This window comes from Mesorhizobium sp. M1A.T.Ca.IN.004.03.1.1 (assembly GCF_003997555.1).
GTDB lineage: Bacteria > Pseudomonadota > Alphaproteobacteria > Rhizobiales > Rhizobiaceae > Mesorhizobium.
On the sequence record NZ_RZTV01000001.1, the window covers coordinates 491,895 to 517,238 of the forward strand.

Annotated in this window: 22 protein-coding genes and 3 pseudogenes; 7 read left to right on the forward strand and 18 right to left on the reverse strand. The window is 63.5% G+C overall.

The genetic code is table 11. The features are described from left to right. Window positions 1-39: 39 nt before the first annotated feature. The 4 genes from EOD29_RS02290 to EOD29_RS02305 all read right to left on the reverse strand — a co-directional run bounded on the left by EOD29_RS02290 (window position 40) and on the right by EOD29_RS02305 (window position 5,696). Window positions 40-822: an ATP-binding cassette domain-containing protein gene (locus EOD29_RS02290; RefSeq protein ID WP_066990523.1), complete on the reverse strand. Its 783-nt coding sequence runs from the start codon at window positions 820-822 to the stop codon at window positions 40-42. Continuing rightward, window positions 815-3,064, reverse strand: a complete 2,250-nt coding sequence (locus EOD29_RS02295) for an ABC transporter permease (RefSeq protein WP_127245830.1) — start codon at window positions 3,062-3,064, stop codon at window positions 815-817. The genes EOD29_RS02290 and EOD29_RS02295 overlap by 8 nt, the downstream gene beginning before the upstream one ends. A gap of 81 nt (window positions 3,065-3,145) precedes the next feature. Beyond that, the gene (locus tag EOD29_RS02300; RefSeq protein ID WP_095802325.1) at window positions 3,146-4,228 is read right to left on the reverse strand and encodes a substrate-binding domain-containing protein; all 1,083 of its coding nucleotides are present in this window, start codon (window positions 4,226-4,228) and stop codon (window positions 3,146-3,148) included. 235 nt (window positions 4,229-4,463) lie between these two features. Then, complete coding sequence (locus EOD29_RS02305; RefSeq protein WP_245475185.1) at window positions 4,464-5,696, reverse strand: MFS transporter; 1,233 nt, start codon at window positions 5,694-5,696, stop codon at window positions 4,464-4,466. A gap of 193 nt (window positions 5,697-5,889) precedes the next feature. Between EOD29_RS02305 and EOD29_RS02310 the strand changes: the two genes are divergently transcribed. Then, entirely contained in the window at window positions 5,890-6,177 is a 288-nt protein-coding gene (locus EOD29_RS02310) for a DUF3175 domain-containing protein (protein ID WP_066992279.1), read from the forward strand. A 46-nt stretch (window positions 6,178-6,223) separates the two neighbouring features. Here the strand turns inward: EOD29_RS02310 and EOD29_RS02315 are convergent, their stop codons facing one another. Together EOD29_RS02315 and EOD29_RS02320 are read right to left on the reverse strand one after the other, a co-directional pair. Next, window positions 6,224-7,000 carry a FadR/GntR family transcriptional regulator gene (locus EOD29_RS02315; RefSeq protein WP_095779401.1) on the reverse strand — a complete coding sequence of 259 codons (777 nt, stop codon included), beginning with the start codon at window positions 6,998-7,000 and terminating at the stop codon, window positions 6,224-6,226. Window positions 7,001-7,101: 101 nt separating this feature from the next. Further along, the gene (locus EOD29_RS02320) at window positions 7,102-7,998 is read right to left on the reverse strand and encodes an NAD(P)-dependent oxidoreductase (RefSeq protein ID WP_095783976.1); all 897 of its coding nucleotides are present in this window, start codon (window positions 7,996-7,998) and stop codon (window positions 7,102-7,104) included. Window positions 7,999-8,154: 156 nt separating this feature from the next. On the opposite strand from EOD29_RS02320, the gene EOD29_RS02325 reads away from it, so the two are divergent. After that, window positions 8,155-9,093: an NAD(P)-dependent oxidoreductase gene (locus EOD29_RS02325; protein WP_095784042.1), complete on the forward strand. Its 939-nt coding sequence runs from the start codon at window positions 8,155-8,157 to the stop codon at window positions 9,091-9,093. 18 nt (window positions 9,094-9,111) lie between these two features. Here the strand turns inward: EOD29_RS02325 and EOD29_RS02330 are convergent, their stop codons facing one another. Further along, window positions 9,112-9,879 (reverse strand): FadR/GntR family transcriptional regulator, encoded by a 768-nt coding sequence (locus EOD29_RS02330; protein WP_067328889.1) that lies wholly within the window; start codon window positions 9,877-9,879, stop codon window positions 9,112-9,114. A gap of 170 nt (window positions 9,880-10,049) precedes the next feature. Next, on the reverse strand, window positions 10,050-11,039 hold the full coding sequence (locus tag EOD29_RS02335) for a sugar-binding protein (RefSeq protein ID WP_127245831.1): 990 nt from the start codon (window positions 11,037-11,039) through the stop codon (window positions 10,050-10,052). A 451-nt stretch (window positions 11,040-11,490) separates the two neighbouring features. Between EOD29_RS02335 and EOD29_RS02340 the strand changes: the two genes are divergently transcribed. Both EOD29_RS02340 and EOD29_RS02345 read left to right on the forward strand, forming a co-directional pair. Next, window positions 11,491-12,234 carry an ATP-binding cassette domain-containing protein gene (locus EOD29_RS02340; protein WP_066992363.1) on the forward strand — a complete coding sequence of 248 codons (744 nt, stop codon included), beginning with the start codon at window positions 11,491-11,493 and terminating at the stop codon, window positions 12,232-12,234. A 41-nt stretch (window positions 12,235-12,275) separates the two neighbouring features. Beyond that, complete coding sequence (locus tag EOD29_RS02345; RefSeq protein WP_066992267.1) at window positions 12,276-13,274, forward strand: ABC transporter permease; 999 nt, start codon at window positions 12,276-12,278, stop codon at window positions 13,272-13,274. 123 nt (window positions 13,275-13,397) lie between these two features. On the opposite strand, the pseudogene EOD29_RS36975 reads toward EOD29_RS02345, so the two are convergent. Further along, window positions 13,398-13,499, reverse strand: a pseudogene (locus tag EOD29_RS36975) (amidohydrolase); the annotation flags it as partial. Between the two features lie 5 nt (window positions 13,500-13,504). Beyond that, on the reverse strand, window positions 13,505-14,950 hold the full coding sequence (locus tag EOD29_RS02355; protein ID WP_127246130.1) for an MFS transporter: 1,446 nt from the start codon (window positions 14,948-14,950) through the stop codon (window positions 13,505-13,507). A 111-nt stretch (window positions 14,951-15,061) separates the two neighbouring features. Here EOD29_RS02355 and EOD29_RS02360 point away from each other — a divergent pair, with 111 nt between their 5' ends. From EOD29_RS02360 to EOD29_RS02370, 3 genes are all read left to right on the forward strand, one after another. Next, the gene (locus EOD29_RS02360; protein ID WP_127216175.1) at window positions 15,062-16,063 is read left to right on the forward strand and encodes an ornithine cyclodeaminase family protein; all 1,002 of its coding nucleotides are present in this window, start codon (window positions 15,062-15,064) and stop codon (window positions 16,061-16,063) included. Next, window positions 16,060-17,565 (forward strand): histidine ammonia-lyase, encoded by a 1,506-nt coding sequence (gene hutH / locus EOD29_RS02365; RefSeq protein WP_095802323.1) that lies wholly within the window; start codon window positions 16,060-16,062, stop codon window positions 17,563-17,565. The genes EOD29_RS02360 and hutH overlap by 4 nt, the downstream gene beginning before the upstream one ends. A gap of 194 nt (window positions 17,566-17,759) precedes the next feature. Further along, complete coding sequence (locus tag EOD29_RS02370; RefSeq protein WP_127216177.1) at window positions 17,760-18,749, forward strand: glycosyltransferase; 990 nt, start codon at window positions 17,760-17,762, stop codon at window positions 18,747-18,749. A 102-nt stretch (window positions 18,750-18,851) separates the two neighbouring features. Here EOD29_RS02370 and EOD29_RS38005 read toward each other — a convergent pair. The 8 genes and pseudogenes from EOD29_RS38005 to EOD29_RS02410 all read right to left on the reverse strand — a co-directional run. Continuing rightward, window positions 18,852-18,989, reverse strand: a pseudogene (locus tag EOD29_RS38005) (3-methyl-2-oxobutanoate hydroxymethyltransferase); the annotation flags it as partial. A gap of 3 nt (window positions 18,990-18,992) precedes the next feature. Beyond that, window positions 18,993-19,307 carry a MocE family 2Fe-2S type ferredoxin gene (locus EOD29_RS02380; protein ID WP_095824968.1) on the reverse strand — a complete coding sequence of 105 codons (315 nt, stop codon included), beginning with the start codon at window positions 19,305-19,307 and terminating at the stop codon, window positions 18,993-18,995. 46 nt (window positions 19,308-19,353) lie between these two features. After that, window positions 19,354-20,447 (reverse strand): annotated as a pseudogene (locus EOD29_RS02385) (fatty acid desaturase family protein). 5 nt (window positions 20,448-20,452) lie between these two features. After that, the gene (locus EOD29_RS02390; protein ID WP_095824970.1) at window positions 20,453-21,367 is read right to left on the reverse strand and encodes a sugar phosphate isomerase/epimerase; all 915 of its coding nucleotides are present in this window, start codon (window positions 21,365-21,367) and stop codon (window positions 20,453-20,455) included. Between the two features lie 26 nt (window positions 21,368-21,393). Next, window positions 21,394-22,506, reverse strand: a complete 1,113-nt coding sequence (locus tag EOD29_RS02395; RefSeq protein ID WP_095824971.1) for a Gfo/Idh/MocA family oxidoreductase — start codon at window positions 22,504-22,506, stop codon at window positions 21,394-21,396. 94 nt (window positions 22,507-22,600) lie between these two features. Continuing rightward, window positions 22,601-23,665 (reverse strand): ABC transporter ATP-binding protein, encoded by a 1,065-nt coding sequence (locus tag EOD29_RS02400; protein WP_067328874.1) that lies wholly within the window; start codon window positions 23,663-23,665, stop codon window positions 22,601-22,603. Then, window positions 23,665-24,453, reverse strand: coding sequence for an ABC transporter permease (locus EOD29_RS02405; protein WP_127245832.1), 789 nt, complete (start codon window positions 24,451-24,453; stop codon window positions 23,665-23,667). The genes EOD29_RS02400 and EOD29_RS02405 overlap by 1 nt, the downstream gene beginning before the upstream one ends. Further along, complete coding sequence (locus EOD29_RS02410) at window positions 24,453-25,322, reverse strand: ABC transporter permease (RefSeq protein WP_127217374.1); 870 nt, start codon at window positions 25,320-25,322, stop codon at window positions 24,453-24,455. The genes EOD29_RS02405 and EOD29_RS02410 overlap by 1 nt, the downstream gene beginning before the upstream one ends. Window positions 25,323-25,344 lie beyond the last annotated feature (22 nt).

Here is a 25,344-nt window from a genome sequence, read left to right on the forward strand (position 1 = left end):
CGGCAGAGGCGATAAACCCCGGGATCAATGCCTCGGTGGTCAGACTGCCCTCGCTTGATCGGCGGTAAGCGCCTGCTCCCGCGTGCCGGAGACGATGATCTCAAGGACCTCGTGCTCGTCGGTGTTCCTGACATGACGGTCGCCGACATTCTCGCCGCGCTTGAGCACCATGACACGGTCGCCTACGGCGAAAATGTCGACCAGCCGATGCGAGATGATGATCTGGGCAACACCCTGCCTTTTCAGTTCCAGCATGGTCTCGAGGAGCCGCGCGGTCGCCATCACCGAGAGATTGGCGGTCGGTTCGTCGAGGATCACGACGCGTGGCTCGAACGAAATCGCGCGGGCGATCGCCACGGATTGCTGGCGACCGCCCGACAGGCTCTCGACCTTCTGGAAAACGGAGTTCACGTCCACCTTGAGCCGCTTCAGCACGCTATCGGCTTCCGCGTACATCTTGCGGCGATTGACGAAAGGGCCTTTGCGCGGCCAGCGGCCGAGAAAGATGTTCTGGCCGACATCCATGTTTCCGCAAAGAGCGAAATCCTGGTAGATCATCTCGATGCCCGCATCGCGGCTCTCATGCGGACTCTTGAAGTGCACCGGTTGACCGGCGACGAGGATTTCGCCGGCGTCGCGCTGATAGGCGCCGGTCAGGATCTTCATGAGCGTCGACTTGCCGGCCGAGTTGTCGCCGACCAGTCCAAGGATCTCTCCGGGATAGAGCACCAGATCGACTTTCCGAAGCGCCTGAACGGCACCGAAGGCTTTTTCGATGCTTCGCATTTCCACGATCGGTTGAGGCAACGCAGCATCAGGCATGAATGGTTTCCCGGGTTCGTGCGCCTCGCGCGAGGCGGGCTCGCAGGCGACCGAAGATATTGGCCTGGCGCACCCAGATGTCGATCAGCACCGCGACAATGAGAATGACGCCGATGAAGACATTGATCCAATGCTGCGGCATGCTGAAGCCCTGGACATTGAGCTGCAGGAGCGCCCGAACGAGGGTGATCACGGCTGCACCGGCCAGAGAACCCAGCATGGTGCCGTAGCCGCCGAAGATCGACCCGCCGCCGATGATCACCGACGCGATGGCGTCGAGTTCGCGGAACTGGCCTGCAACGGGGTTGAAGCTTCGGAAATAGGCGACGTTGATGATCCCGGCCATCGTCGCGCAGAACGCCGCCAGCATGAGCGAGATGAAGCGCGCCCGGTTGGTGTTGATGCCGGCATAGGCGGCGGCGCGGATGTTGCCGCCGGTTGCATAGACCTTTTGCCCGAACGGCGTGTGGGCGAGCACGACGCCGGCAATCACGGCCACGAAGATCATCCAGATGGTCTGCAGGCTGACCACCTCGGCCAGTGTTCTGAGGATGCCATCCGGAAGCACGATGCTGAAGTGAAGGAGGATGTCATTCACCTTGCGGCCGAGCAAATTGTAGCCCTCCGGCCAGCCGGTAAGCTGCTGCCCGGCGACGAACCAGGCCGCGAGGCCGCGGGCGATGTAGAACATGCCAAGCGTTGCGATGAAGGCCGGCAGTTTCAAGCCAACGGCGACGACGGCGTTGACGAGGCCGGCAAGCATTCCCGCAAGCAGGCCCATCGCGATAGCGGTGACGGGGTCGGCACCCAGGACCTTCAGGAAATAGGCCGCCGCACTGCCGGCGAGCGCCAGGACGGCTCCGACGGAGAGGTCGATATCGCCGGCCGCGATGACATAGGTAAGCCCGACCGTGATCAGCGCCAGTTCCGTATAGTTGAGCAGGATCGCGAAAGTGTTGGACAGGTTCCACCAGTAATCCGGCCTGAGGAAAAGGCCCGTGAGCCACAGCACCACTGTCAGGATGACGGCGAGGGCATCGCGCCGGGCGAGGAACTTGCCGAACCCCGTTGCCGACAGTGCGATGTCGGTCGCCATCGCGCCCTTGGTCACCACGCCCTCGAGCGCGACGCCGCCGATCTCGAAGGCCGGCGGCGGCGGCCTGCCGCGCAGCCATGCCCAGAGGCGCGCCGCGACCTGCCGGCGGATGAGATAGGGTTCGATCAGCACGGCGATGACAAGCAGCAGTCCGAGGAAGACCGGAACCGCGCCCACTGGCAGGGAGTAGACGGCGTTGACCGTCACCTCCTCCTCGCCGATCTTGATGGTGCGCGTGATCGGCAAACCCTCGCGCAGCACCTTGTCGAGCAGAACGACCAGCATGGCGCCGAGGCAGGATCCGGCGACGCGGCCGCGACCGCCTAGAATGGAAGCGCCGCCGATGATCACCGCGGCGATGACGGTCAGTTCGCCGCTGACGCCGTAAAGCGGGGTCACCCCCTTGTCCTGAGCGGCCGACAGCAGGCCGGCAACGGCGGCGCAGAGCGACGAGAGCAGATAGGCACGGATGCGCACCCAGTTCGTCGGTATGCCAGCATAGACTGCTGCCTGCTCGTTGCCGCCCGTCGCAAAGGTTTCGTAGCCCCAGCGAGTGTTGGCGAGCACGTAGGCGCCGATCACGGCAACGACCGCGAAGATTGCGATCTGGTTGTTGAAGCCGAAGACGTTCGTCTCGCCGAGATGGAAGAAGAGCGGGGCCTCCTTCGCTTTTCCTGGATAGTAGATCGCCTGACCGTGCGTCAAGGCGAGGACGAAGCCGCGGCCGATCAGAAGCGTGGTCAAGGTGGCGATGAACGCCGGCACTTTTAGGATGGTAACGAGCACGCCATTGACGAGGCCGATCAACATCCCAAGAAGGACGCAGACGGTCACCGACATGACGATGCCGAGATCGGCGAAGCTTGGCGCGAACAGCCTCGCAAAAACGACGGCCACCAGGCCGTAGATGGAACCGACCGAAAGGTCGAGGTCCTTGTTGATGATGACGAAGGTCATTCCGACGGCGATGATGGCGACCCGCGAGGTATCGCGAAGCAGTGCATGGAACGCCTCCGGCGAGCCGAAAAACGTCGGATTGACGGCAGCGCCGCCGAGATAGATCAGCGCCAGCAGGGCAAGCAATCCCATTTCCCAGCCGCCGACGAGCTGGGGTGGAAGGCGACGAACGAGAGCTTCAGCGGGCATTCTTTGATAAAGGGTTCCGAAGGCCAAAATGCGCGGGAAGATACCAGCCCTCCCGCGCCGGGTTCAGTGTCGCTTTGACATTCAGTTCTCGAAACGCTTGCCGACCTTTCCAACGGTCTCCTGCGTCACGAGTTGGGCGCGCGTGTCGAGATTGGCGGCCGCGATGCCGCGATCGATCTGCAGATAGAGTTGCATGACCGGATAGAAGCCCTGCAGGAAGGGCTGCTGCCCGAGCGCGCCGGTCAGGTCGCCGCTCTTCAACGCATCCTGCTGCGCCGGACCGAGGTCGAACCCATAGGCGCAGATCTTGCCGGTCTTTCCGGTTTGGGCGACGGCCTTGGCCAGCGCTGGCGTGAACACGTTGTTGCCGGCGAAGGCGCCGACAACGTCACCGCGCGACTCGAACAGCGTCACGATGCCGTTCACCGGATCGTTCGGATTGGTGTCGATGCCGGTGTTCTCGGGACCTGCGTCGACCTTGAAGGCCTCGAGCTTGCCGGCATCCTTCAGGCCTTTGACGATCGCGTTGAAGGCCGCGGTGACGCGATTGTTCACCTCGATGTTGCCCATCGCGGTCGATGACGGCAGAACGATCGAGCCCTTCTCGATGCCCTTGTCCGCCAGGCACTTGACGAGTGCCTCGCCGGCGATCGCCGCGGCGGAGGCGTCCTGACCGGTGTGGCTGATGCCGCTGCGGTCGAGGATCGTGCCGTCGAAGGAATTGGTCGTTGCTACCGGTATGCCCTTGGCCGCGGCAGCCTTGACGATGTCGTTGTAGGCGCCGACCTGGGGCGTTGTCATGATCAGCCCGTCGATCGTCGGATCCTGCACGATCTGATTCAGGATTTCGATCTCGCGGGCCGGGTCGTCGGTCGGAGATTCCGAGCCGAGCAGCAGTATCTTGGCGCCGATCAGATTGCCGGCGGCGGTTGCGCCGACATAGACCGGATCGAAGAAGCCGTTGCCGGCCGTATGTGTGACGATGGCGAAGGTGAGATGGCCATCGGCCGAATGGAAATCCTTGGTGGTGGGGGCTTCCTTTGCGGCTTCCTCGAAGCTGTAGCCGCCGACTGCTTTCTCGACGCCGCCGGACTGCGCGAAGGCGGAGGGCACGCCGAGCAACAACGCCGCGGCGGATGCCGCGAGCGGGAAAGTACGTCTCATGATTATCCTCCCTTGCATTCAACGGGCGGAAGCCGTTCGAGCGCATTTATTCAGGAGATTTTCCGACTGCTTCCTCCCACTTTCGCAATATTCCGCCCAAAGCCTTTCCAAGTAAATAGCCTGCTGCACCCAGTATTCGGGCGCGACGCCATACGAAAGTGCACGGACGAGTATCACCTGACCCCACCTTTGCGCCGGTAGACAAGCTTGCAATGGCCAGGGTTGCCGGCGGAAATCAGGCCGGCGCTTCCGCGCCTCGCCTCGCCTTCCACATAAGCAGCAAAATCGCCGCGAGATTGACCAGGTTCCAGGCGATGCCGTTGAGGAAGGCGGCGGCATAGGAGCCGGTTAGATCGTAGATCCAGCCCGACATCCAGCCGCCGGCGGCCATGCCGAAGATCGTCGCCATCAGGACGATGCCGACGCGCTGGCCGGCTTCCTTGGCCGGCATGTAGTCGCGCACGATGATCGCATAGCAGGGAACGATGCCGCCTTGCGAGAGGCCGAACACCAGCGACACCACATACAGCGAGGCCAGCCCGTCGAAGGGAATATAGAACAGCAGCGACAGGCATTGCAGCGCCGAGCCGATGATCAAGGTTTTCACCGCGCCGATGCGATCGGCGAGGAAACCTGAGCCAATGCGGCTGACAACGCCCGCCGCCAGCATGATCGACAGCATGTCGGCGCCGCGCGCGACGCCGTAGCCGAGATCCATGCAATAGGCGACGATATGCACTTGCGGCATCGACATCGCCATGCAGCAGCCGAAGCCGGCAATCACCAGCAGCATCTGCAACGCCGCCGGCGACAGCGAGATTGGCTGCGTCGGCCGGCTTCCCGGCGAGCCATGGGTGGCTTCGCGCGGCGCGCCGCGGCGCAGCATCAGCACCAGCGGCACCATGGTAGCGAGGCAGAAGATGCCGATCGCGGCATAGGTGAACCGCCAGCCTTCGCCTTGCATGACATAGGGCATCACCGTCGGCCAGACTGCTCCGGCAAGATAGCTGCCGGATGCGGCCGCGGTCACCGCGACCCCGCGGCGCCGGTTGAACCAGTGCGAGATGTCGGCGATCAACGGGCCGAAGATCGCCGATGTGCCGAGTCCGATCAGAAGCCCCTGGACAAGGCTGAACGCAAGGATCGAGCTGGTCAGCGAGGCGAGCAGGAAGCCCGCGCCGAGCGCAATCGCAGAGACGAGCGCCGGGATCCAGTAACCCATGCGGTCGATGGCGCGTCCGACCAGCATATTGCCGGCGGCGAAGCCGACCATGGTCGCGGTATAAGGCATTGAAGCCGCGGCCCTGTCGACGCCGAATTCGGCCTGCACGGCGGGCAGAACGACGACCACCGCCCACATGCCGGCGCCGCCGATCGTCGACAAAAGCATCGAGACGCCGAGCCGTACCCATGCATAGGCGCTGTCGATGCTGGGGCCATCTGCCCGGCTGGAGACGGTTGTCGTCACACCTTTCCTGTCCGCGCTTGTTGGTGATCGGGCGGTTTCCACCCCAAGTATCGGCGCATTCCCGGTGCCGAGCAGCGCCACAAGGGACAAATCCGTGGCTCCAGAAATCGGGAACCGGCCATGCCGCCCAGAGTTTTTGCCCCAAGAGAGCGTTGTGCCCAAGGGGAGTTGTGCCCCAGGAAGGAGGTTCGCCATGACCGCCAGGAAAAAATGGTCGGCCGAAGTGACCGCGCACAGCGATGCGCTGGATCTCGAGGAGCACATTTTCGAATCCGACGATGCCAAGAGGATCGCCACCTCGCTGAAGCGCTCGGCTGAGCACAGCCATCGCCGCAAGGCTGAGCCGTTCCGATCCGCGATGTCGATGCTGAATTTCTACATCAACCGCGCCGGCAGGAACCTGCCCGAGAAGCGCAAGCGAGTTCTGGAAAAGGCCAAGGACGAGTTGCGCGTCGCTTTCGGGCGCGAGAAGGAAGACTAAGGACTTGTCGAGGTCGGACCGGGCCTCACCCGGGTATCGGTAGGCCTTAGCGCGAGCGGATGACGTCGTCGGTATTCGCGAGCAGCTTGCGCACGGCGTTGCGCGCAGCATCCGGCCGCTGCAGCCGGATGTTCCTCTCGATCGCTTCGTGCAGTTTCTGGGCGTGCTGCAGGTCGTCCAGCTCGCGTGTCGTATAGGCGAAGAGATGATTGAAGGCGGATTCGATCAGGACGCCCAGGGGCACCAGGAGATCGTTGCCGGAGGCCCGGAGAATGGCCAGGTGGAAGCGGGTGTCGGCGCGCGTCCGCTCCTGCAGATTGGTCGCCTCGCCCATCTCGCGGCAGGCCTGGCTGATCTCGGCCATCTGCTCATCGGTGCGCCGCATTGCGGCAAAAGCCGTCGCCTCGGGCTCGATGATGTGGCGGAATTCCTGCACCGTCTTCAGGAAGACTTCACGGTCCGGCGACGTCGCGTACCAGGAGAGCACGTCGCGGTCGAGCAGGTTCCAGCGCTCCTTCGGCTCAACCCAGCTGCCGATTTTCGGACGTGATGCCAGAAGGCTCTTGGCCATCAGCATCTTGATCGCCTCGCGCACCGCCGAGCGGCTGACGTCGAAAGTCTCCGACCATTTGGCCTCGTTGGGCAGGATGGTGCCCGGCGGGTAGTCGCCGCGCACGATCCGAAGGCCGATTTCGCTGGCCAGCGAGGTGTGCACGCTGGCACCAGGGATGCGCGGCGCGTCCGGCCGGCGAACGCCAGCCATACGCTCGGCGGATGCCGCTTTCGTCGGCCTCTTTTCGTTGTTCGGCTTTGCGTCCCGCATACGCCCAGAAAGTCCGGTTTTCAGAAGCTGTCAAGCGCGGCAAGGCCGCCTTTGCCGCTAGACGCCGCGCTGTGCACAGCTCAACCTATGTTTGTCGGCCCTCACGCTGTTTTGACGTATTTGCGCCAGCTGTGTTCGGGGCGGAAGCCGAGCACGTCCCGCGCCTTGCGGTTGGACAGTAGCGTCTCGAATTCACCGAGCTCGGCTTTCACCGGCACGCCTGGATAGAAACGCTTCAGCAGCTCGGCCGTCGGCAGATCGGACGAGGTCTCGTCATTGGCGGCGTTGAACACCTGATAGCCCAGCCCATCCTTCTCGATGGCGCGCAAGGCGATCTGGCCGAGATCGCGGGCGTCGATATAGCTCCAGGCAATGCGCTTGCGGAAACCGGGATCGGCAAACCATTTCGGGAACAGCGCATATTCATGCGGCTCGATGACGTTGCCGATGCGCAGCGCATAGATGTCGAAACCGCTGCGCAGCGCGAAGGCGCGCGCCGTCTTTTCGTTGACGATCTTGGACAGGGCGTAGCTGTCCATCGGATCGACGTCATAGTCCTCGTCGAGCGGGAAATGGGTCGGGTTGCGCGGCTCGTTGGCGAAGACCAGGCCGTAGGTCGTCTCGCTGGAGGCGATGATCACCTTGCGGATGCCGAGTTTCACCGCCGCTTCGATGACGTTGTAGGTGCCCATCGCGTTGATGCGGAACACCTCGTTGTCCGGGGTGATCATGATCCGCGGGATGGCGGCAAAATGCACCACGGCGTCGACCGGCTGTGCGCGCAGCGATGGATCGAATTCATGCAGCCCGGCATAGCTCGACAGCGCGTTGAACACCTGGCCGCTGTCGGTAATGTCGGTGATCAGCGTGCGCACCTTCGGGTTGTCGAGCGGCTTGGTGTCGATGTTGAGCACCTGGCAGCCATGCTCGACCAGATACTGCACGACATGGCGGCCGGCCTTGCCGCTGCCGCCGGTGAACATGATGCGCTTCGTCATTTTGCTCTCCACATTTCTCAAGGATTGTGTGTATTGTCAGACAATATGGCATTCAGCAACGGCCTGCCAACCGCGATCCGCGAAAACCTTCTCCAGCAATGCTCGCCGGCCGGTCGCGCCGGCGCCGACCATCAGGAAAGACAGGGACGAAACGACATGACCACCACCGCTGCCCGCGAAAACATCGGTTTCATCGGCCTCGGCCTGATGGGGCATGGCATCGCCAAGAACATCGTCGACAAGGGCTATCCGCTCACCTTCCTCGGCCGCAAGAACCGCAAGCCGGCGGATGACCTGCTCGGCCGCGGCGCAAAGGAAGTGGCCACGTCCAAAGAAGTGGCAGCGGCCTCCGACATCGTCTTCATCTGCGTCACCGGCTCGCGTGAGGTCGAGGCGATCATCCGCGGCCCCGGCGGGCTGAAGGAAGGTCTGAAGCAAGGCTGCGTGGTCGTGGATTGCTCGACATCCGACCCCGTCTCCACCGTCGCGCTGGCAGCCGAACTCAGGGCGCTCGGCGTCGACTATGTCGACGCGCCGCTCAGTCGCACGCCGAAGGAGGCCTGGGAAGGCACGCTCGACGCCATGGTCGGCGCGCCCGACGCGGTGTTCGCACGGTTGAAGCCGGTGATCGAAACCTGGGCCGGCCGCATCGTCCATATCGGTGACACCGGCGACGGCCACCGCATGAAGCTGCTCAACAACTTCATCTCGCTCGGCTACGCGGCGATCTATTCGGAAGCCTTGGCGCTGGCGCAGAAGGTCGGCATCTCGCCGCCCCGCTTCGACAGCGTGATCCGCAACGGCCGCATGGATTGCGGCTTCTACCAGACCTTCATGCGCTGGACGCTGGAAGGCGACCGCGACGCCCACAAATTCTCCATCGCCAATGCCTTCAAGGATTTGACCTATCTGGAATCGATGGCCGGCGCTGCCGGCATCGCCAATCCGCTTGGCAACGCCACCAAGAATTCGTTCGCGACCGCCTTCGCGGCGGGGCCGGCCGAGCAGTATGTGCCGATGCTGGCCACCCATATCGGCAAGCTCAACGGCGTCGACCTGATGCCGTCGAAGGACGGCAAAAAGCAGACGATCTGAAAGCCGCGGCCAAGCCTGTCAGCGTCTCGAGAGCTCGATCACCTCGTCGGTATTGGCGAGAAGCCTGTGCACCGCGCTTCTCGCCGCGGCCGGGCGCTGCAGGCGGATGTTCCGCTCGATCGCCTCGTGCAGGGACTGGGCCCGCCGCTGGTCGCTGTGCTCGCGCGTGACGAAGATGAAGAGATGATCGAGCGCCGATTCGATCAGTACGCCTAGCGGCACCAGCAGCTCATTGCCCGAGGCGCGCAGGATGGCGAGATGGAACCGCGTATCGGCGCGCGTGCGCTCCTGGATATGCGCCGCCTCCCCCATTTCGCGGCACGCTTGGCTGATTTCGACCATCTGCTCGTCGGAGCGCCGCAGCGCCGCGAAGGCGGCCGCCTCAGGCTCGATGATATGGCGGAACTCCTGCACCGTTCTGAGAAACACCTCGCGGTCAGGCGAGGTCGCGTACCAGGCGAGCACGTCGCGGTCGAGCAGGTTCCAGCGCTCCCTCGGCTCGACCCAACTGCCGATCTTGGGGCGGGACGCGAGCAGGCTCTTGGCCATCAGCATCTTGATGGCCTCGCGCACCGCCGAGCGGCTGACATTGAAGGTTTCCGACCATTTGGCTTCGTTGGGCAGGACAGTTCCGGGCGGATAGTCGCCGCGCACGATCCTGAGGCCGATCTCGCCGGCGAGCGATGCGTGCACGCTGAGGCCGGCGATCCGCGTCGCCTCGGGTCGTCGTATCGTGGCCGGCTGTGCAGGCTCGGCTAAGCGCTTTCCAGACTTTTCCCGTGGCATCCGCCTTCCGGTGCCTCCTGTCGCGGGCTCCAAGACGCCCGCAAAAACTCTGCCGGATAAGAAAATTCTGGCGCAAAAACTCTTGGCTCCGCCGCCCCGGCAAGGCCGCGCCCATAGTCCTGGCGAAAGGTGGAGGGGCGCCCTTCGAAGGGCGCCCCGGGGATCGAAGCCTACTTCTGGATGCAGGTGTCGACCGTATCCTTTGTGCATTCGTCGAGGCCGGTGAAGACCGGATCGTCGACCTTCTTGCCCTGGATGAGGTCGAGCATCACCGACGGCGCCTTGTAGCCCATTTCGAACGGCCGCTGGCCGACCAGTGCGGTCACAAGGCCCTCCCTGGCGATAGCCACCTCGTCGCCGATCGTGTCGGCGGCGCCGATGACGAACTCGTTCTTGGCGATCTTGTCGGCCATCGGCTTGAACAGGTCGCGATAGGGCTGCGGAGCGCCGAACAGCGGCCAGCCGCCCATGATGCCGAAAGCGTCGAGCTTCGGATTGGCGGCCAGGATGTCTGTCATCGCCTGCACGCCCTTGGCGCCGTCGTCATTGGTGAACACCGGGCAACCCGCCACTTCCGTCCAGCCGCCTTCGCCGGCGAGCGCGGGCAGGCCTTCCTTGCCCGACAGCGCATCGCGCATGCCCTGCGCGCGGCGCAGGATGTTGTCGGCGGCCGGATTGCCCTCGATCGTGCAGATCGTGCCGCCATTCGGCTTGGCCTTCTTGATGTATTCGCCGATTCGCTTGCCCATCAGATAGTTGTCGGTGCCGAGATAGGTCTTGCGAAGCGCGGCGTCTTCCTTGGCGAGATCGGCATCGACCGTCATGATCGGGATCGATGGATTGGCGCTCTTGATCGTCTGCGCGATCAGCGGCGCGTTGGACGGCGAGATCGCCATCGCGGCCGTGTCCGGCTTGCTCAGCATGTCCTGCACGATCTGTGCTTCGCCGGCCTCGTCCGAGGTCGATGCCGGGCCGGTGTAGAAGCATTCATACTCGGAGCTCGCGTTCTCCTTGTTCCACTTCTCGCAGCCCTGATGGATGGCTTCGAAGAACGGGTTGTCGAGGCCCTTTACGACAATGACGAGCTGTTTCTTGGCCAAAGCCGGCCCGGAGCCCAGCGCCATGGCGGCGACGGCGGCGAGCAAAAGTGATTTCCTCATATCAGTCCTCCCTTGAAAACAGACGGACACGACGTGCCCGCCACACCGATCGGCCCGGATGCAAGCAACACGCGGAATAGGCTCGAAAGTTCGTGTCTCAAGCCGGGCCGACAAGCATTTGCCGATCCGTTCCAGCTCGAATGGGCGCCGGCCGGATCCTGAATCTCGCCCACCGCGTCACGCCGAGCAGCGATTTCGCGACGGAAAAATTCTTCCTCCAATGCTAGCTAATAACGGCTCGCTGCCAACGTCAATTGCTATTTGTCCTACAAAACCGATTTTTCAACGGGACTCGAAATTAATCGCCCGACAATTGATTGACGCCCATGGCCGCATTTGCCTAAATGAGTCTATCGCACCTGCTCGGGAGGAGTTGGAGGCGCGAGGCCCCTGCGGCGCCGGCAATTATGGCAAGGCAGTCGAGGGACGAAAACGGGGAGGCTTAAGGCTGGTGTCGGTTCTCGAACTCGCCAACATCTCGAAGCATTTCGGCGCCATCCAGGCGGTGAACGACGTCTCGTTCACGCTCGAGGCCGGCGAGGTCGTCGGCCTGATGGGCGACAACGGCGCCGGCAAGTCGACGCTGGTCAAGATGATCGCCGGCAATTTCCGCCCCAGTCACGGCACGATGCACATGGACGGCAAGGAGCTGATCCTGCACAAGCCGGCCGAGGCCCGCCAGCACGGCATCGAGATCGTCCATCAGGACCTGGCGCTTTGCAACAATCTGACGGCTGCCGCCAATGTCTATCTCGGCCGGGAACTGCGCCGCGGCATCGGCCCCTTCCGCATTCTCGACTACGCCGCGATGTACAAGCGCGCCGGCCAGCTCTTTGCCGAACTGAAATCCGAGACGCGGCCGCGCGACCTCGTCAAGCAGATGTCTGGCGGCCAGCGCCAGGCGGTGGCGATCGCCCGCACCATGCTGTCGCAAGCCAAGATCGTGCTGATGGACGAGCCGACGGCGGCGATCTCGGTGAGACAGGTCGCGGAGGTGCTGAACCTGATCCGCCATCTGCGTGACCAGGGCATCGCCGTGGTGCTGATCAGCCACCGCATGCCCGACGTCTTCGATGTCGCCGACCGCGTCATCGTCATGCGGCGCGGCAGGAAAGTCGCCGACAAGAAGATCGCCTCGAGCTCGCCCGAGGAAGTCACCGGGCTGATCACCGGCGCCATCGAACAGGTTGCGTAATCGCGTGGATCAGGCGTCCAACGCCTCAGGAAAGGTCGATAATGGCAGTCACCCTTGACCAGACGATCGCGCAGAAGCAGCACACATTCTTCTCACGGCTCTTTGCCAACCAGACCTTCTGGGTGGTGATCGCGGTTATCCTCGCCTGCCTGTTCCTGTCCTTCGCGACCGACGCTTTCGCCACGCAGAAGAACCTCTTCAACATCACCCGCAACATCACCTTCGTCGCCATCGTGGCGCTCGGCATGACCTTCGTCATCATCACCGGCGGCATCGACCTGTCGGTCGGCTCGGTGCTGTGCCTGTGCTCGATGGTGCTGGCCGTCACCATGCATGCCGGTTATTCGATCGAAATCGGCATCCTGGCCTCGATCGTCACCGCTTTAGCCATCGGCGCCTTCAACGGGGTGCTCATCGCCTATCTCGGTTTCCCACCCTTCGTGGTGACGCTCGGCATGCTGTCGGTGGCGCGCAGCCTCGCCATGGTCGCCTCCAACAACACCGTCGTCTTCCAGTTCGGGCCGGACCACGACAAGCTGCTGGCGCTGGGCGGCGGCGCCTGGGTGTTCGGCATCGCCAATCCGGTGCTTTATATGATCCTTTTGGCGTTGATCACCGGCTTCATCCTGCGCTGGACCAAGTTCGGCCGGCATATCTTCGCCATCGGCGGCAATGAGCATGCGGCCACACTGACCGGTGTTCCGGTGCGCCAGATCAAGGTCGCAGTCTACATGATCTCGGCGCTCTCGGCCGGTCTCGCCGGCATCATCCAGACCGGCTGGCTCGGCGCCGTCACCACCAATCTCGGCAACGGCATGGAGCTGCAGGTGATTGCCGCGACCGTCATCGGCGGCGCCGACCTCGCCGGCGGCGTCGGCACCGCGTTCGGCGCCATCGTCGGCGCCGCCCTGATCGAGGTCATCCGCAACAGCCTCGGCCTGCTCGGCATCAACGCCTTTTGGCAAGGCACTTTCATCGGGGGCGCGATCATCCTGGCGGTGCTGTTCGACCGCATCCGTAATTTTAGGCGCAGCGATTAGAGAGCAAACCTTCCCTTCTCCCTTCTTGTGGAGAAGGGGAGACCCCTGCTCAGTCTGAAAATCCGCCCAGCTGGTCGGTGCGGAGCGGTCGTCATTCCTCCACGCCTTGACGGGGCCAGAGGCGATGAGCTCCGGGTCATTGCGATGCACAAAAGTGCCGAGCCCCGACAGTTTGCCGTAGAAGTTCGGTGCCGCCGCGGGCGTGCGCAGGCCGGCCTTCCAGGCCCATTTCAGTCCCGCCCGGTATGGCCTGAGACCTCTGCACCCGCATGGGCCGGAAGGACCAGAAAGCGCAGCGCTGCCACCAGCCCGATCAGGCCGATCACGAAAAAGGCGATCCTGAAGTCTATTAGGTTGGGCGCCGCGCCACTGCGCACGATCTGCGACAGGTTGAGGATCGCCGCGGCCACGGCCACGCCAAACAGCATCGCCACCTGCTGCAGCATGCTGGACAAAGTCGCGGCCGAGCTGCGCTGCGGCGCGCCGATATCCGCGAAGGCAAGCGTGTTGAGCGCCGTGAACTGCATCGAGCGCGTCAGACCGGCGACCAGCATCAACGCCACGACAAGTGCCAGCGGTGTCTGCGGCGAAATCACGCCGCACGCCGCGATTCCAAGCGAGGCAATCACCCCGTTGACCACCAGCACCCGGCGAAAGCCAAAGAGTCTGAGCGTCGGCGTGGTCACCGCTTTCATCCCGAGGTTGCCGAGGAAGTAGGCCAGGATCAGCAGGCCGGCGTCCACCGGCCGCATGCCGAAGCCCACCTGGAAGAGCAGCGGCAGCAGGAACGGCGTGGCGTTGATGGCGACGCGAAAGATCGTGCCCGCCGAGAGCGTCGAGATGGCGAAGGTCGGCACTTTGAAGGGGGACAGGTCGAGCAGCGGATGCGTCACCCGCCGCAAGTGCCGCACGGCGACCCAGCCGACCGCGACGCCGGCGGCAACCAGGCCCACTGTCGGCAGCATGCCATCCTCGGGATGCGCAAGCCGTTCCAGCCCATAGAGCATCGCGGCGAGGCCGAGCGCGGTGAGGAAGAATCCCGGCCAGTCGAGCGGCCTGGTCTCGGATTCGCGATCGCCCGGAACGAAGCGCGCGACAAGCAGCAGCCCGGCGAGGCCGAGCGGAACGTTGATGAAGAAGTTCCAGTGCCAGGACAGATAGGTGGTGATGAAGCCGCCGAGCATCGGCCCGATCACCGGCGCGAACAAGGCCGGCCAGGTGATCAGCGCCGTGGCGGCAAGCAATTCGGACTTGGCGGCGTTGCGCAGCACCAGGATGCGGCCGACCGGCGTCATCAAGGCGCTGCCGAGGCCCTGAACGATGCGGGCGGCAACGAATTGCGTCAGGCTCTGTGAGTAGCCGCAGGCGATCGACGCCAGCGTGAACAGCCCGATCGCGACGAGGAAAATGTTGCGCGCGCCAAACCGGTCGGCAAGCCAGGCCGACAACGGCACGAACACCGCCATGGTCAACATGTAAGCGGTGATCCCGATGCTCATCGCCACTGCCGGCACGCCGAAAGACTGCCCCATCTGCGGCAGCGACGTCGAGATGATCGTCGAATCCAGCAACTGCATGAAAAAGGCGACGGCAACGATCAGCGCGACGCGCCGCGCCTGGCGCGCCGCCGTCGGCACGAGCTGGGATACGGCCTCATTGTCGGGGATGCTGGTCATGACGCGCCGGTTGAACAGCATAAGGCTGAACCAGTCCAGAGCTTATCCAACAAACTTTCGTGTCGCCCCGCCGCCTGTTATGGATGAGCGCGGGCCGGACGAGGGAAATGCATGAAGCCGATCTATATCGACTACCTCAATGCTCTCGACATTGAAGCCCTTGGCCTGAGCGATGCCGAGATCATCGGCGCCGTCGAAGCCGGGCTCGTCGCCCAGGGCAAGGGCCAGACGGTGATCGAGCCGCGCGTCCATCTTGAGCCGGATCCGTCCTTCCGCGGTCATTTCAACGTGCTGCGCGGCTATGTGGCGCCGCTCGATGCGGCCGGCGTCAAGATCGTCGGCGATTATGTCGACAACTACCTGCACGCCCTGCCGTCCGAATTCGGCATACTCAACCTGTTCGACCCGCGCACCGGCGCGCCACGCGCCATCCTCGACGCCACCGTCATCACCGATATGCGCACCGGCGCGGTCACCGCCATCGGCGCCAAGCATCTGGCGAAGAAATCATCCAGGGTGCTCGGTCACATCGGCGCGCGCGGCACCGCCTACTGGAACGTGCGACTGCTCGATCACCTGTTCGACTTCGACGAGATCCGCGTCCATTCGCGCCGCCCCGAAAGCCGCGACGCTTTCGCCGCGAAGCTTGCCGCCGACCTCGGCAAGCCGGTTGTCGCCGTTGCCGACTGGAAGAGTTGCGTGGAAGGCGCCGACATCGTTGTCGAAGCCTCGCGGCTACCGGAACCGCAACCCCTGCTCAAGACCGCCTGGATCAAGCGCGGCGCGCTGGTCGTGCCCTATGGCACGATGAGCGCGGTGGAGCTTTCGCTTACCGACATCATGCAAAAGATCGTCGTCGACGACTGGGGTCAGTGCAAGGGCGGCAAGTTCGGCTCGCTGCGCGCCCATGTCGAGACGGGACGGCTTAGCGAGGCGACGCTGCATGCCGAGCTCGGCCAGATCGCTGCCGGGCACAAAGCGGGCCGGCAAAGCGACGGCGAGACGATCCTGTTCTGGCATCGGGGTCTGTCGCTCTCCGACATTGCGCTCGGCAAGGCGATGCTGGCCAAAGCCGCGGAACAAGGCATCGGCCAGAGGCTGCGTTTCGCATGACCCCGCTCGTTCTCACCGGCGCCGGCGTCAGCATCGAGGACGTGGCCGCCGTGGCGCGCAGTGCAGGCAAGGTCGAGATCACGCCGGCGGTCATCGAGAAACTCGGCAAGGCCCGCCAGGTCCTTGATGACGCCGCTGCCGGCGGCCAGCAGATCTATGGGCTGAACACCGGGCTGGGCGCCAATCTCGGCACGGCTGTCGAAGGCGATGCCGGTGCCTTCCAGCGCCAGCTTCTCGACGGACGCGGAGCTGCGGTGGGAAACCCATTGCCCGCCCAGCTCGTGCGCGCCGCAATGTTTGCCCGCATCGCCATGCTTTCCGCCGGCGGCTCCGGCCTGTCGCCGCATGTCCTCACCGCGCTGGTCGATCTGCTCAACGCCGGCATCCATCCGGTGATGCCGTCGCTGGGCTCGATCGGCGCCGGCGACCTGGTGCTGATGACCGCGATAGCCCACACGCTGATCGGCGAAGGCGATGCCGACTATCAGGGCAGGCGCATGCCTTCGGCAAAGGCGCTGATGATGGCGCGGCTTGCGCCAGTCAGCCTGGCACCGAAGGATGGTCTGTCGCTGATCAACGCTTCCGCGGTTTCTACCGGCGCCGGCGCGCTGGCGCTCGTCGACGCGCTGTCGGCACTCGAACAGCAGGAGCAGGCCGGCGCGCTCACCATGGAAGCGTTCGGGGCCAACCGCACCATCCTTGACCCGCGCCTGCATCTGGCGCGGCCGGCCGCCTGCCAGCAGGTAGCGGCAAAGGCGTTGCGCGACCTGCTCACCCGCGACGGGACGCCCGCGCCGACCACCCTTCAGGATCCGCTGTCGATCCGCTGCATGCCCTCGATCCACGGCGCGCTCATCCAGGCGATCGACCATGCCCGGCTCACGGTCGAGATCGAGCTCAACGCGTCCGCCGACAACCCGCTGGTGCTCGCCAACGACTCACTCGTGCTGTCGACCGGCAATTTCCACACCGCCTCGCTGTCGCTCGCCTTCGAGACGCTAGGTCTGGCGATTGCGCAATGCGCGGCGGCGTCGGCCGCGCGCTTCATCCAGCTCACCGGCTCAACCCGCCACGGCTTGCCGAAATATCTGTCGCCAATCGGCGGCGCGTCCGCCGGCTTCGTGCCGCTGCAGAAGACGGTGACGGCGATCCTGGCCGCCATCCGCCACAAGGCCAATCCGGTGATGCTCGACTTCCTGCCCGTGTCCGAAGGTGTTGAGGATCATGCGACGCAGACTCCCCTCGCCGTCGCCAAATGCGTCGAGATGATCGTACTGTGGCGGCGGCTGATCGCCCTGGAGCTTATGGCCGCCGCACAGGCCGTCGATCTTCGCGAAGGTCTGACACTTGCGCCGGCCACCAGCGCGATCCACGCGGCCGTCCGCGCCCATGTGCCGACGCTTAAGGAAGACCGGCCGCTCGGATCCCATGCCGATGCGCTCCATGCGGTGCTCGCCGACGGGTATTGGCTCCCTGCGGTGCACCAAATACTGCTCGACTAAACGAGATCAGGGCACCGCATCGTTGCGGACGATCGAGATCACCACCCGCCCAAGCCAACCCTCAGGCCAACTGGCCGCTCGCACCGAATCGGATGGCCGGGCTCCGCCGCTTATGGGCCCGCCGGACGGCGCCCTCGGCACCCTCTTGGGTTGCACGATGAGTTCGGATATGAAGAGCCAAGGGCATATAAGGGGTGGCTCAATTGCATCGTTCCTGCTTCGTCTTGGCGGCAGACGCAAAAAATTTCCCATACGCTGTTCTGGGCGCGCGGCGCATACTGGACGTATCTGCGCCTATCGACGGTTTCATCCTTCATATCGGCGCCGGAACTGAGGATTTGCCGGTCGCGGACCGATTGCTCGGGGCTGCCGTCAAGATCGTCGACGTGTCCGATCTCATGAAGGAATTCGATTTCGATCCCGGTCACCTCAGCGTAGCAACCTACATTCGCCTGCTTGCCGACAAGCTGGCGGTATTCGAGCCCTACGACAGGCTCGTCTATGTGGACACCGATGTTATCTTCAACCGGTCGATCACCGACTTGGCCGATGTTGAACTGAATGCCCCACTCTTGGCGGCCCATGACGAACAGACCTATTTCGATCCGAGCTGCCGTGAGTCTCTTGAGATGGAGCCCGGCTCATCGCATTTCAACGCCGGCATACTGGTGCTGAACATGCCAATGATCCGCGCCGAGGGGCTCTTGGAGCGGGCGCGCGAACTGGCGCTGCGGCGGGTACCGAAGCTCGATCAGGGAGCGCTCAACATAGCGTTTGCCGGACGCTGGCAAACGATGCATCCGCTCTGGAATCTGCAGACCAACTATTCCAGCCAGATACCCTTCAGTAGAGCCTTCGCGCGTCATTTCACCTTCGGAAAGCCGTGGTGGCCAAGCCCTGAAGGAGTGGAACTCGCCGCGATGGCGATCTATCGCAACCTGGCGAAAGATACGCCCTGGCTCGATCGGTTCAAGCGTCCGCTCTGGACGAGAGGTCTGCGCAAGCGATTGCTCCGCAAATTCGACGGCCTCTCCGGGATCATTCTCAACAAGGAAAAATACAGACGCCGTTTCCGATTCAACGCCGAACGGTGCACCGCCATTTTTGCCGCGCAGGCCGATCAGGGGATGATGGCCGCAACCTATCCGGAGGTCCTGATGGGCGTGGTCAAGCTACGGAAATAGGCGCCGATCTCTCGACGAAAGCTTACCGGCTCGGGCCGCGAGGCCGGCCCAATACCTGCCGCACTTGGCGGCGAACCCAGGCAGACCCATCGCAGTGCCCGTTCAGGCTCTTGCGTCCACTTTCTTCATGAAACGCCTGAGCTCGTCTGGATCCATATGCACGATGTGCCGGTCTTCCGGATAGGCGCCGCTGTTGACGTCGCCGACATTTTCCGAGAACGCCGCGATGCGCTCCGCTTGCCTTCAGCCGATATCGATCATCACCTTGCCGGCCTCGACCTTCACCGGATAGGTTTTGAGGTTGACGCAGACCGGCGCGCCCTTGGCCTGGCCAGTCTTATAGTTGAAGCGGCCATTATGCTTCGGGCATTCGATGATGTCGTCCATCACCAGCCCGTCGGCCAAATGCGCCTTTTCATGCGTGCAGAAACCGTCGGTGGCGAAGAACTCGTCGTCAGGCGAGCGGTAGATCGCGAAGGTGCGGCCGCCATGGTCGAAGCGGATCACGTCCTCCTCATCCACCTCGTCGACCGCGCAAGCTTCGACCCACTCCGCCATCGTCCTTCTCCTGATTGGGTTCGCACAACTGCCGCGCGCACCGACCTTATTCGGCAGCCGCAGCCGTTATGTCGAGATCGTGGAATCGCCGCGATAGGGCTTGGCCGTCGGCGGCAATTCGCGCTTGAGGTAATAGTCCTCGTATTTCAGCTGCCTGAGCAGCACCGGCCAGACCTCGCGATAGGCATGCAACATCGACGGGTTCGGCTCCGGCAAATCGTGCTTGATCAACTCATGCAGCTTGGGCAGCGCATGATAGGGCACCATCGGGAACATGTGATGCTCCACATGGTAGTTCATGTTCCAGTAGATGAACCGGCTGATCGGGTTCATATAGACCGTGCGCGTGTTGAGCCGATGGTCGGTGACGTTGTCGGCCAGCCCGATATGCTGCAGCAGGCCGGTCGTTACCATGTGCCAGGTGCCGTAGAGCCGCGGCAAGCCGATCAGCACCAGCGGTATCCATGACCCAAACGCGATCGCGACAGCGATCGTCGCGGCGTATACCGCGATGTGCCAGCGCGCCGCGATCACCGCCTTGTGCTGCTCCATCTCCGGAATGTAGCTCTTCTCGTCGTCCGACAGCTTGCCGAAGGCCTGGCGCACCAGCGTGGGCAGCGAATAGCGGAAGTCGAGAATGCCCGTGAAGGCGAGCGCAGCCTTGATGAGGTCCGGGGGCCGCATAACGGCGATCTCGGCATCGCGGCCGACAATGATCGTGTCGGTGTGGTGACGGGCATGGCTCCAGCGCCACTGCACCGGGTTTCGCATCAGCATGAACGAGGCGATGTGATAAACGACATCGTTCATCCAGCGCGTGCGAAACGCGGTGCCGTGCCCGCATTCGTGCCAGCGCGAGTCGCTCGACGAGCCATAGAGCACGCCATAGACGAACATGAATGGCACGACCCACCACGTGCCCCAGAACCAGACAATACCGGCGGCTGAGCCCAGGATCGCCGAGATCCAGATGACGCTATCGCGGATCGCCGGCCCGTCGCAACGCTGCATCAGCTCCTTCATCACCTTGCGCGGCACGTCGGTGTGGTACCACTCGGCCGATGCAAGTCCGGTCTCTATCGCAAGCCGCGTGCTCTCGCCGACAAGGCTGTAGTCGCGCTTCGTACCGGTGGTCGTCATCGTCATTAAAGCCCGTTGGCGCGGAATTTCCCGTCGAGGAATTTCTTGGCGCGCGGCACGTCCTCCTCGTCGAGATGCTCGATGATCACCGGGATGTTCGGGTGCTTTTTGCTGAGACGCTTGAGATAGAGATCGTAATTCAGCGCGCCGAGCCCCGGCGCCGGCAGTTCGATCTCGCCGACGCCGCGGAAGGTCAGCCCCTCATGCGCCTCCGCGTCGCCGATGTCGGCATGCTTCTCCGTCTTGTCGCCGCCCGAACGCTTCACGTCCTTGGCATGCGCGATTTTGATCTTGTCCGTCAGCGTGTCGAACACCTGGTTCAGCACTTGATCCATGCGGTCGATGTTGTGCGCCTCGAAATAGTTCGTCGGGTCCATCAACAGGCCGAGGCCGGGATGATCGACCTGAGCGAACATCCTGACCGTCTCCTCGACCGAGCCGACAACGTTGTTGACGTAGGTTTCGAGCAGGAACACCGCGCCGTGGTCGTAGGAGGTCTGGGCAAGATCCGAGATCACCTTGCGGCACTCCTCAAAACCCTCCTCGGTCTTGTTCTTCGGATGATGCACCCAGTCGGATTCGGTGTTGTAGGTGCCGGTTTCCGAGATCACGTAAGGCGAGCCGAAATCGCGCGCGTTCCGGATGATCTCCTTCAGGTAGGCAAGCCGCCGCTCGCGCTCGGCCCTGTCCGGGTGGATGATGTTCGTGTAGCCGGACACGCAGCAAACCGGCAGGTTGTGGTCGCGGAACGTATCGCGCACCCGCCTCGCCTTGTCCCTGGTGATCTGTCCGGCCGAGAGGTCGATATCCTTGAAATGCAGGTCGAGCTGCACGGTGTTGAAATCGAGCGCCCGGATGCGCCTGGCGACCTCCTCGAGCTCATACGGAAAATAGCCTGTGAAGATACCTGCCTGCATCATGAGGTGAAGTCCTCCCGATAAGCGATTCAATTGCCCTGTTTCTTAGTCGCCTGGTCGACAGGGATTTCGGACAGCCTGATGGTGCGGCCCTCCGCCATCGACCGGTAACCGGCCTCCACCAGCGCCATGGTGTTGACATTGTCGGCAACGGAAAGCGCCGGCGGCGTGCCGGTCTTGAGCGCATATTGCAGTTGCTCCATGACGCCGATGAAGGCATGCGGAAACCACATCGTCTCCCAGCTCGGGCTGACCCATTTGCCGCCGGTCGTCTCTGTCGAGGCGTAGGTCAGCGTCGAGGCGACGCCCTTCGGCCAACCGATCGTGCCCTTAGCGACACCCTTGGTGCCATCGACGCGCCAGTCGATATGCTGGTCGTCGGAATAGCCTTGCTGACGCGGGCCGGACCAGACGTCCTCCAGCGACACCGCGAGCACGCCGGAGGGAAAGCGCAGCGTCGAAACGGTGATGCCGTCGGAATGTTCGAACTTGGTGCGCGGATCCCTGCGCGTCAGCGTCGTGATTTCGTCAGGGTCGCCGAACAGGAAGCGCAGCACGTCGAGGTGGTGCACACTCATATTGGCGAGCGTCAGCCGGTCATATCCGGCGAGGAAGGTTTGCCAGTGCGGGATGGCATGCATGTCGATCTCGGCGAAGACGATCTCGCCCAGCGCGCCGCTATCGATGATCTGCTTCAAGACGCGCATCGACTGGTCGTAGCGCATGTTCTGGTTGACCGAGAGGATCTTGCCGGGGGCCGCCGCCTCGTCGCGCAGCTTCACCGCTTCCTCGACCGAGAGCGCCAGCGGCTTCTGCGCCAGAATCGCCTTGATGTGCGGCTGCTTCAGTGCATGGCGGATCAGCGCGGGCTGCTGGTCCGGCGGGAAGGCAAGGTCGACGATCTCGACGCGGCTGTCTTCGATCAGCCGCTCCGGCGTATCGCAGACGGTCGGAATGCCCCAGCGGCCGGCGACCTTTTCGGCATTCGTCCTGGTTCGTGAGGCGATCGCCACCACCGGAAAGCCGGCTTGCGCGTAGGCGGCGAGATGGCACTCGGCCATGATCATGCCGGCGCCGATGCAGCCGATCCGGTACTCCTTGACCCGGACTTTCACGTCCGGCTCGAAATCCATGCTCGCCATCCATTCCTCCCGTCGAGGACTGGATTTAACGCCAGGATCAGGCGGTCAGCCAAGGGCCGCGCCATCATTTCCCATCAGGGACCGGGGATCCGGCTTACGCCGCGATCAGCACCGTGCTCTCCGGCGACCAGCTGAGCATCACTTCTTGCCCTTCGGCCAGCCGCTCGGCGCCGGTGTTCTGGACAATGACCTTCACCGTCTGTCCATCGCGGTCGACGAAATAGGTGCTGTTGTTGCCGGCGAAGATGCGTTTTGAAACCTGGCCCCTGACCGTGTTGGCATATCCCGCCTCGGACGTTGCAGAGCCGGTTGAAATCTGGATGCGCTCGGGCCGCACGGCGCAGCTCGCCTTGGCGCCGGCCGAGAGAGACGCACCCGACGCAGCGGCGATTGCTGTACCGTCGGGCAGCCTGATGCCGTTGCCGGTCGCATCGCCGCGAAAGATGTTGGCGTCGCCGAGGAAGGTCGCGGCGAACTCGCTTTGCGGCCTGTCGTAGATCTCCTCGGGCGGCCCCTCCTGCACCAGTCGGCCGTCGCGCAATATGCCGATGCGGTCGCTCATCGTCAGCGCCTCTTCCTGGTCGTGGGTGACGAAGATGGTGGTGATGCCGATCTCGCGCTGGATGCGCTTCAGCTCGATCTGCATGTCGACGCGCAGCGCCTTGTCGAGCGCGCCGAGCGGCTCGTCGAGCAAAAGCACGCGCGGCTTGGTGACGATGGCGCGCGCCAGCGCCACACGCTGCCGCTGGCCGCCCGAGAGCTGGTGCGGCCGCCGGCCGCCGAGCTTGCCGAGTTGGACGAGATCCAGCGCCCGCTGCACTTCCGTAGCGACCGTCGCCTTCGGCTCGCCGCGCACCGAAAGGCCGAAGGCGACGTTGTCGGCGACGCTCATATTGGGAAACAGCGCATAGTTCTGGAATACCATGCCGATGCGCCGCTTCTCCACCGGCACGCGCTCGACGCTTTCGCCGCCGATGGCGATGCGGCCGGTATCCGGAAAGTCGAAGCCGGCGATCTGCCTGAGCAGCGTGGTCTTGCCGCTGCCCGAAGGCCCGAGCAGCGCATAGAAGCCACCGTCCGGAAAGTCGATCGAGACATGGTCCAGCGCCTTGTGCGCGCCGAAACTGCGGGAGACGTTCGATACCTGGACGCCGGCCATTATTTCTCTCCGCCGAATTTGAAGAAGCGCGCCGTCAGCAGCATGAGCGCCATCGACACCGCGATGATGATGGTCGACACCGCGTTGATCTCGGGCGTGAATCCCTTGCGGATCGCGGCGTAGATTTCGACCGGCAGTGTTGTCTGGCCTGGCGTCGACAGGAAATACGAGACCACGAACTGGTCGAAGGAGACAGCGAATGCGAACAGTCCGCCGGCGATCACGCCAGGCATGATCCAGGGCAAAGTTACGCGCACGGTAACCTGCCACTGATTGGCGCCGAGCGAACGCGCCGCTTCTTCCAGCTCCGGCGCGAAGGTTTGCAGGCGGGCCGACACGACCACGATGACGTAGGGCAGCGCCAGCGCGACATGGCCGAGCAGGATCGCGATGAGCCCGCGACCGATGCCGATGCCGAAGAAGAAGATCAGCATCGCGGTGCCGGTGATCAGCCACGGAATGGCGATCGGCGGGAAGAGCAGCGCCTGCAGGAATTTCTTGCCGCGGAATACGTAGCGATAGAGCGCTAGCGACGCCATCGAACCAAGCAGCGTTGAAAGGATCGTCGTGATGATCGCGATCTCGATGCTGTTCCAGGTCGCCGCGATCAGCTGGTCGTTTTGCGCTAGCGAAGCATACCAGTCCGTCGTCCACTCGAACGGCAGCTGGTAAAAAGGCGAGGCGTTGAACGACATCAGCGCCATGATGATGATCGGCAGATAGAGGAAGCCGAGCAACAGGAAGATGTAAAAGCGCCCGACCCATTCCAGAATGCGCGTCGTCGCCATCAGCCGGCCCTCCGCAAGACCGGTGCCGCGAGCGCCAGGATGACCAGCACTACGGCAAGCAGGATGAAGGAGAGCGCCGCGCCCAGCGGCCAGTTGAAGACGGCAACAAACTGGTCCTCGATGACGGTGCCGTAGAAAGTGCCGGTGCGGCCGCCGAGGATGCGCGGCTCCATGAAAGAACCCACGACCGGCACGAAGATCAGCGCCGCACCCGCGATCAGGCCGGGCATCGACAGCGGGATGATCACCCGCTTGAGCACCTGCAGCCGCGAAGCCCCGAGCGAGCGGCCCGCCTCGATCAGCGAGTCGTCGATCGCCTGCAGCGTGAGGTAACAGGTGAGCACCATATAGGGCACGTAGGAGTGCACCAGGCCGATGATGACCGCCGGGTAGGAATACATGAGATCGATATTGATCTTGAACGGCAAGACGGCATTGAGCGTGGTGTCGAGAATGCCGCCCTCACGCAGCACCATGGCCCAGGAGAAGATGCGCACCAGCCCGTTCGACCAGAAAGGCAGGATGACCAGCAGAAAGATCGCCTCGCGGCTGCGGCCTTTAAGAACCTTCGCCAGCACGTAAGCCGCCGGATAGCCGATAACGACGCACCAAAGCGTGACCTCGAGCCCGAGCCGCAGCGAGGCCAGAAGAAGCGTCAGATAAAGGCTTTGCGAGAAGAAGGCGGCGTAGTTGCCGAGCGTGAACGACCACTCCTTCCCGGCCATTGGCAGGTCGGTCATGAAGGAGAAGAACACCATGGCTGACAGCGGCAGAAAGATCGCCACCGTCAGCCATAGATAAGCGGGAAGCAGAAGCGGCAGGGCTGGCCGCAGTCCGCGGCGCGAACCGGTCGCGAGCTGCTCAGCCATGATGCCTCTCCTCCCCGTAAGA

Bases quoted from the DNA above. Each gene is read 5' to 3' on its own strand.
- EOD29_RS02355 (WP_127246130.1), bottom strand. From the start codon at position 14,950: ATGACCAGCATCCCCGACAATGAGGCCGTATCCCAGCTCGTGCCGACG.
- EOD29_RS02400 (WP_067328874.1), bottom strand. From the start codon at position 23,665: ATGGCCGGCGTCCAGGTATCGAACGTCTCCCGCAGTTTCGGCGCGCAC.
- EOD29_RS02345 (WP_066992267.1), top strand. From the start codon at position 12,276: ATGGCAGTCACCCTTGACCAGACGATCGCGCAGAAGCAGCACACATTC.
- EOD29_RS02295 (WP_127245830.1), bottom strand. From the start codon at position 3,064: ATGCCCGCTGAAGCTCTCGTTCGTCGCCTTCCACCCCAGCTCGTCGGC.
- EOD29_RS02310 (WP_066992279.1), top strand. From the start codon at position 5,890: ATGACCGCCAGGAAAAAATGGTCGGCCGAAGTGACCGCGCACAGCGAT.
- EOD29_RS02390 (WP_095824970.1), bottom strand. From the start codon at position 21,367: ATGATGCAGGCAGGTATCTTCACAGGCTATTTTCCGTATGAGCTCGAG.
- EOD29_RS02320 (WP_095783976.1), bottom strand. From the start codon at position 7,998: ATGACGAAGCGCATCATGTTCACCGGCGGCAGCGGCAAGGCCGGCCGC.
- EOD29_RS02315 (WP_095779401.1), bottom strand. From the start codon at position 7,000: ATGCGGGACGCAAAGCCGAACAACGAAAAGAGGCCGACGAAAGCGGCA.
- EOD29_RS02410 (WP_127217374.1), bottom strand. From the start codon at position 25,322: ATGGCTGAGCAGCTCGCGACCGGTTCGCGCCGCGGACTGCGGCCAGCC.
- EOD29_RS02360 (WP_127216175.1), top strand. From the start codon at position 15,062: ATGAAGCCGATCTATATCGACTACCTCAATGCTCTCGACATTGAAGCC.
- EOD29_RS02380 (WP_095824968.1), bottom strand. From the start codon at position 19,307: ATGGCGGAGTGGGTCGAAGCTTGCGCGGTCGACGAGGTGGATGAGGAG.
- EOD29_RS02330 (WP_067328889.1), bottom strand. From the start codon at position 9,879: ATGCCACGGGAAAAGTCTGGAAAGCGCTTAGCCGAGCCTGCACAGCCG.
- hutH (WP_095802323.1), top strand. From the start codon at position 16,060: ATGACCCCGCTCGTTCTCACCGGCGCCGGCGTCAGCATCGAGGACGTG.
- EOD29_RS02290 (WP_066990523.1), bottom strand. From the start codon at position 822: ATGCCTGATGCTGCGTTGCCTCAACCGATCGTGGAAATGCGAAGCATC.
- EOD29_RS02405 (WP_127245832.1), bottom strand. From the start codon at position 24,453: ATGGCGACGACGCGCATTCTGGAATGGGTCGGGCGCTTTTACATCTTC.
- EOD29_RS02300 (WP_095802325.1), bottom strand. From the start codon at position 4,228: ATGAGACGTACTTTCCCGCTCGCGGCATCCGCCGCGGCGTTGTTGCTC.
- EOD29_RS02395 (WP_095824971.1), bottom strand. From the start codon at position 22,506: ATGGCGAGCATGGATTTCGAGCCGGACGTGAAAGTCCGGGTCAAGGAG.
- EOD29_RS02335 (WP_127245831.1), bottom strand. From the start codon at position 11,039: ATGAGGAAATCACTTTTGCTCGCCGCCGTCGCCGCCATGGCGCTGGGC.
- EOD29_RS02325 (WP_095784042.1), top strand. From the start codon at position 8,155: ATGACCACCACCGCTGCCCGCGAAAACATCGGTTTCATCGGCCTCGGC.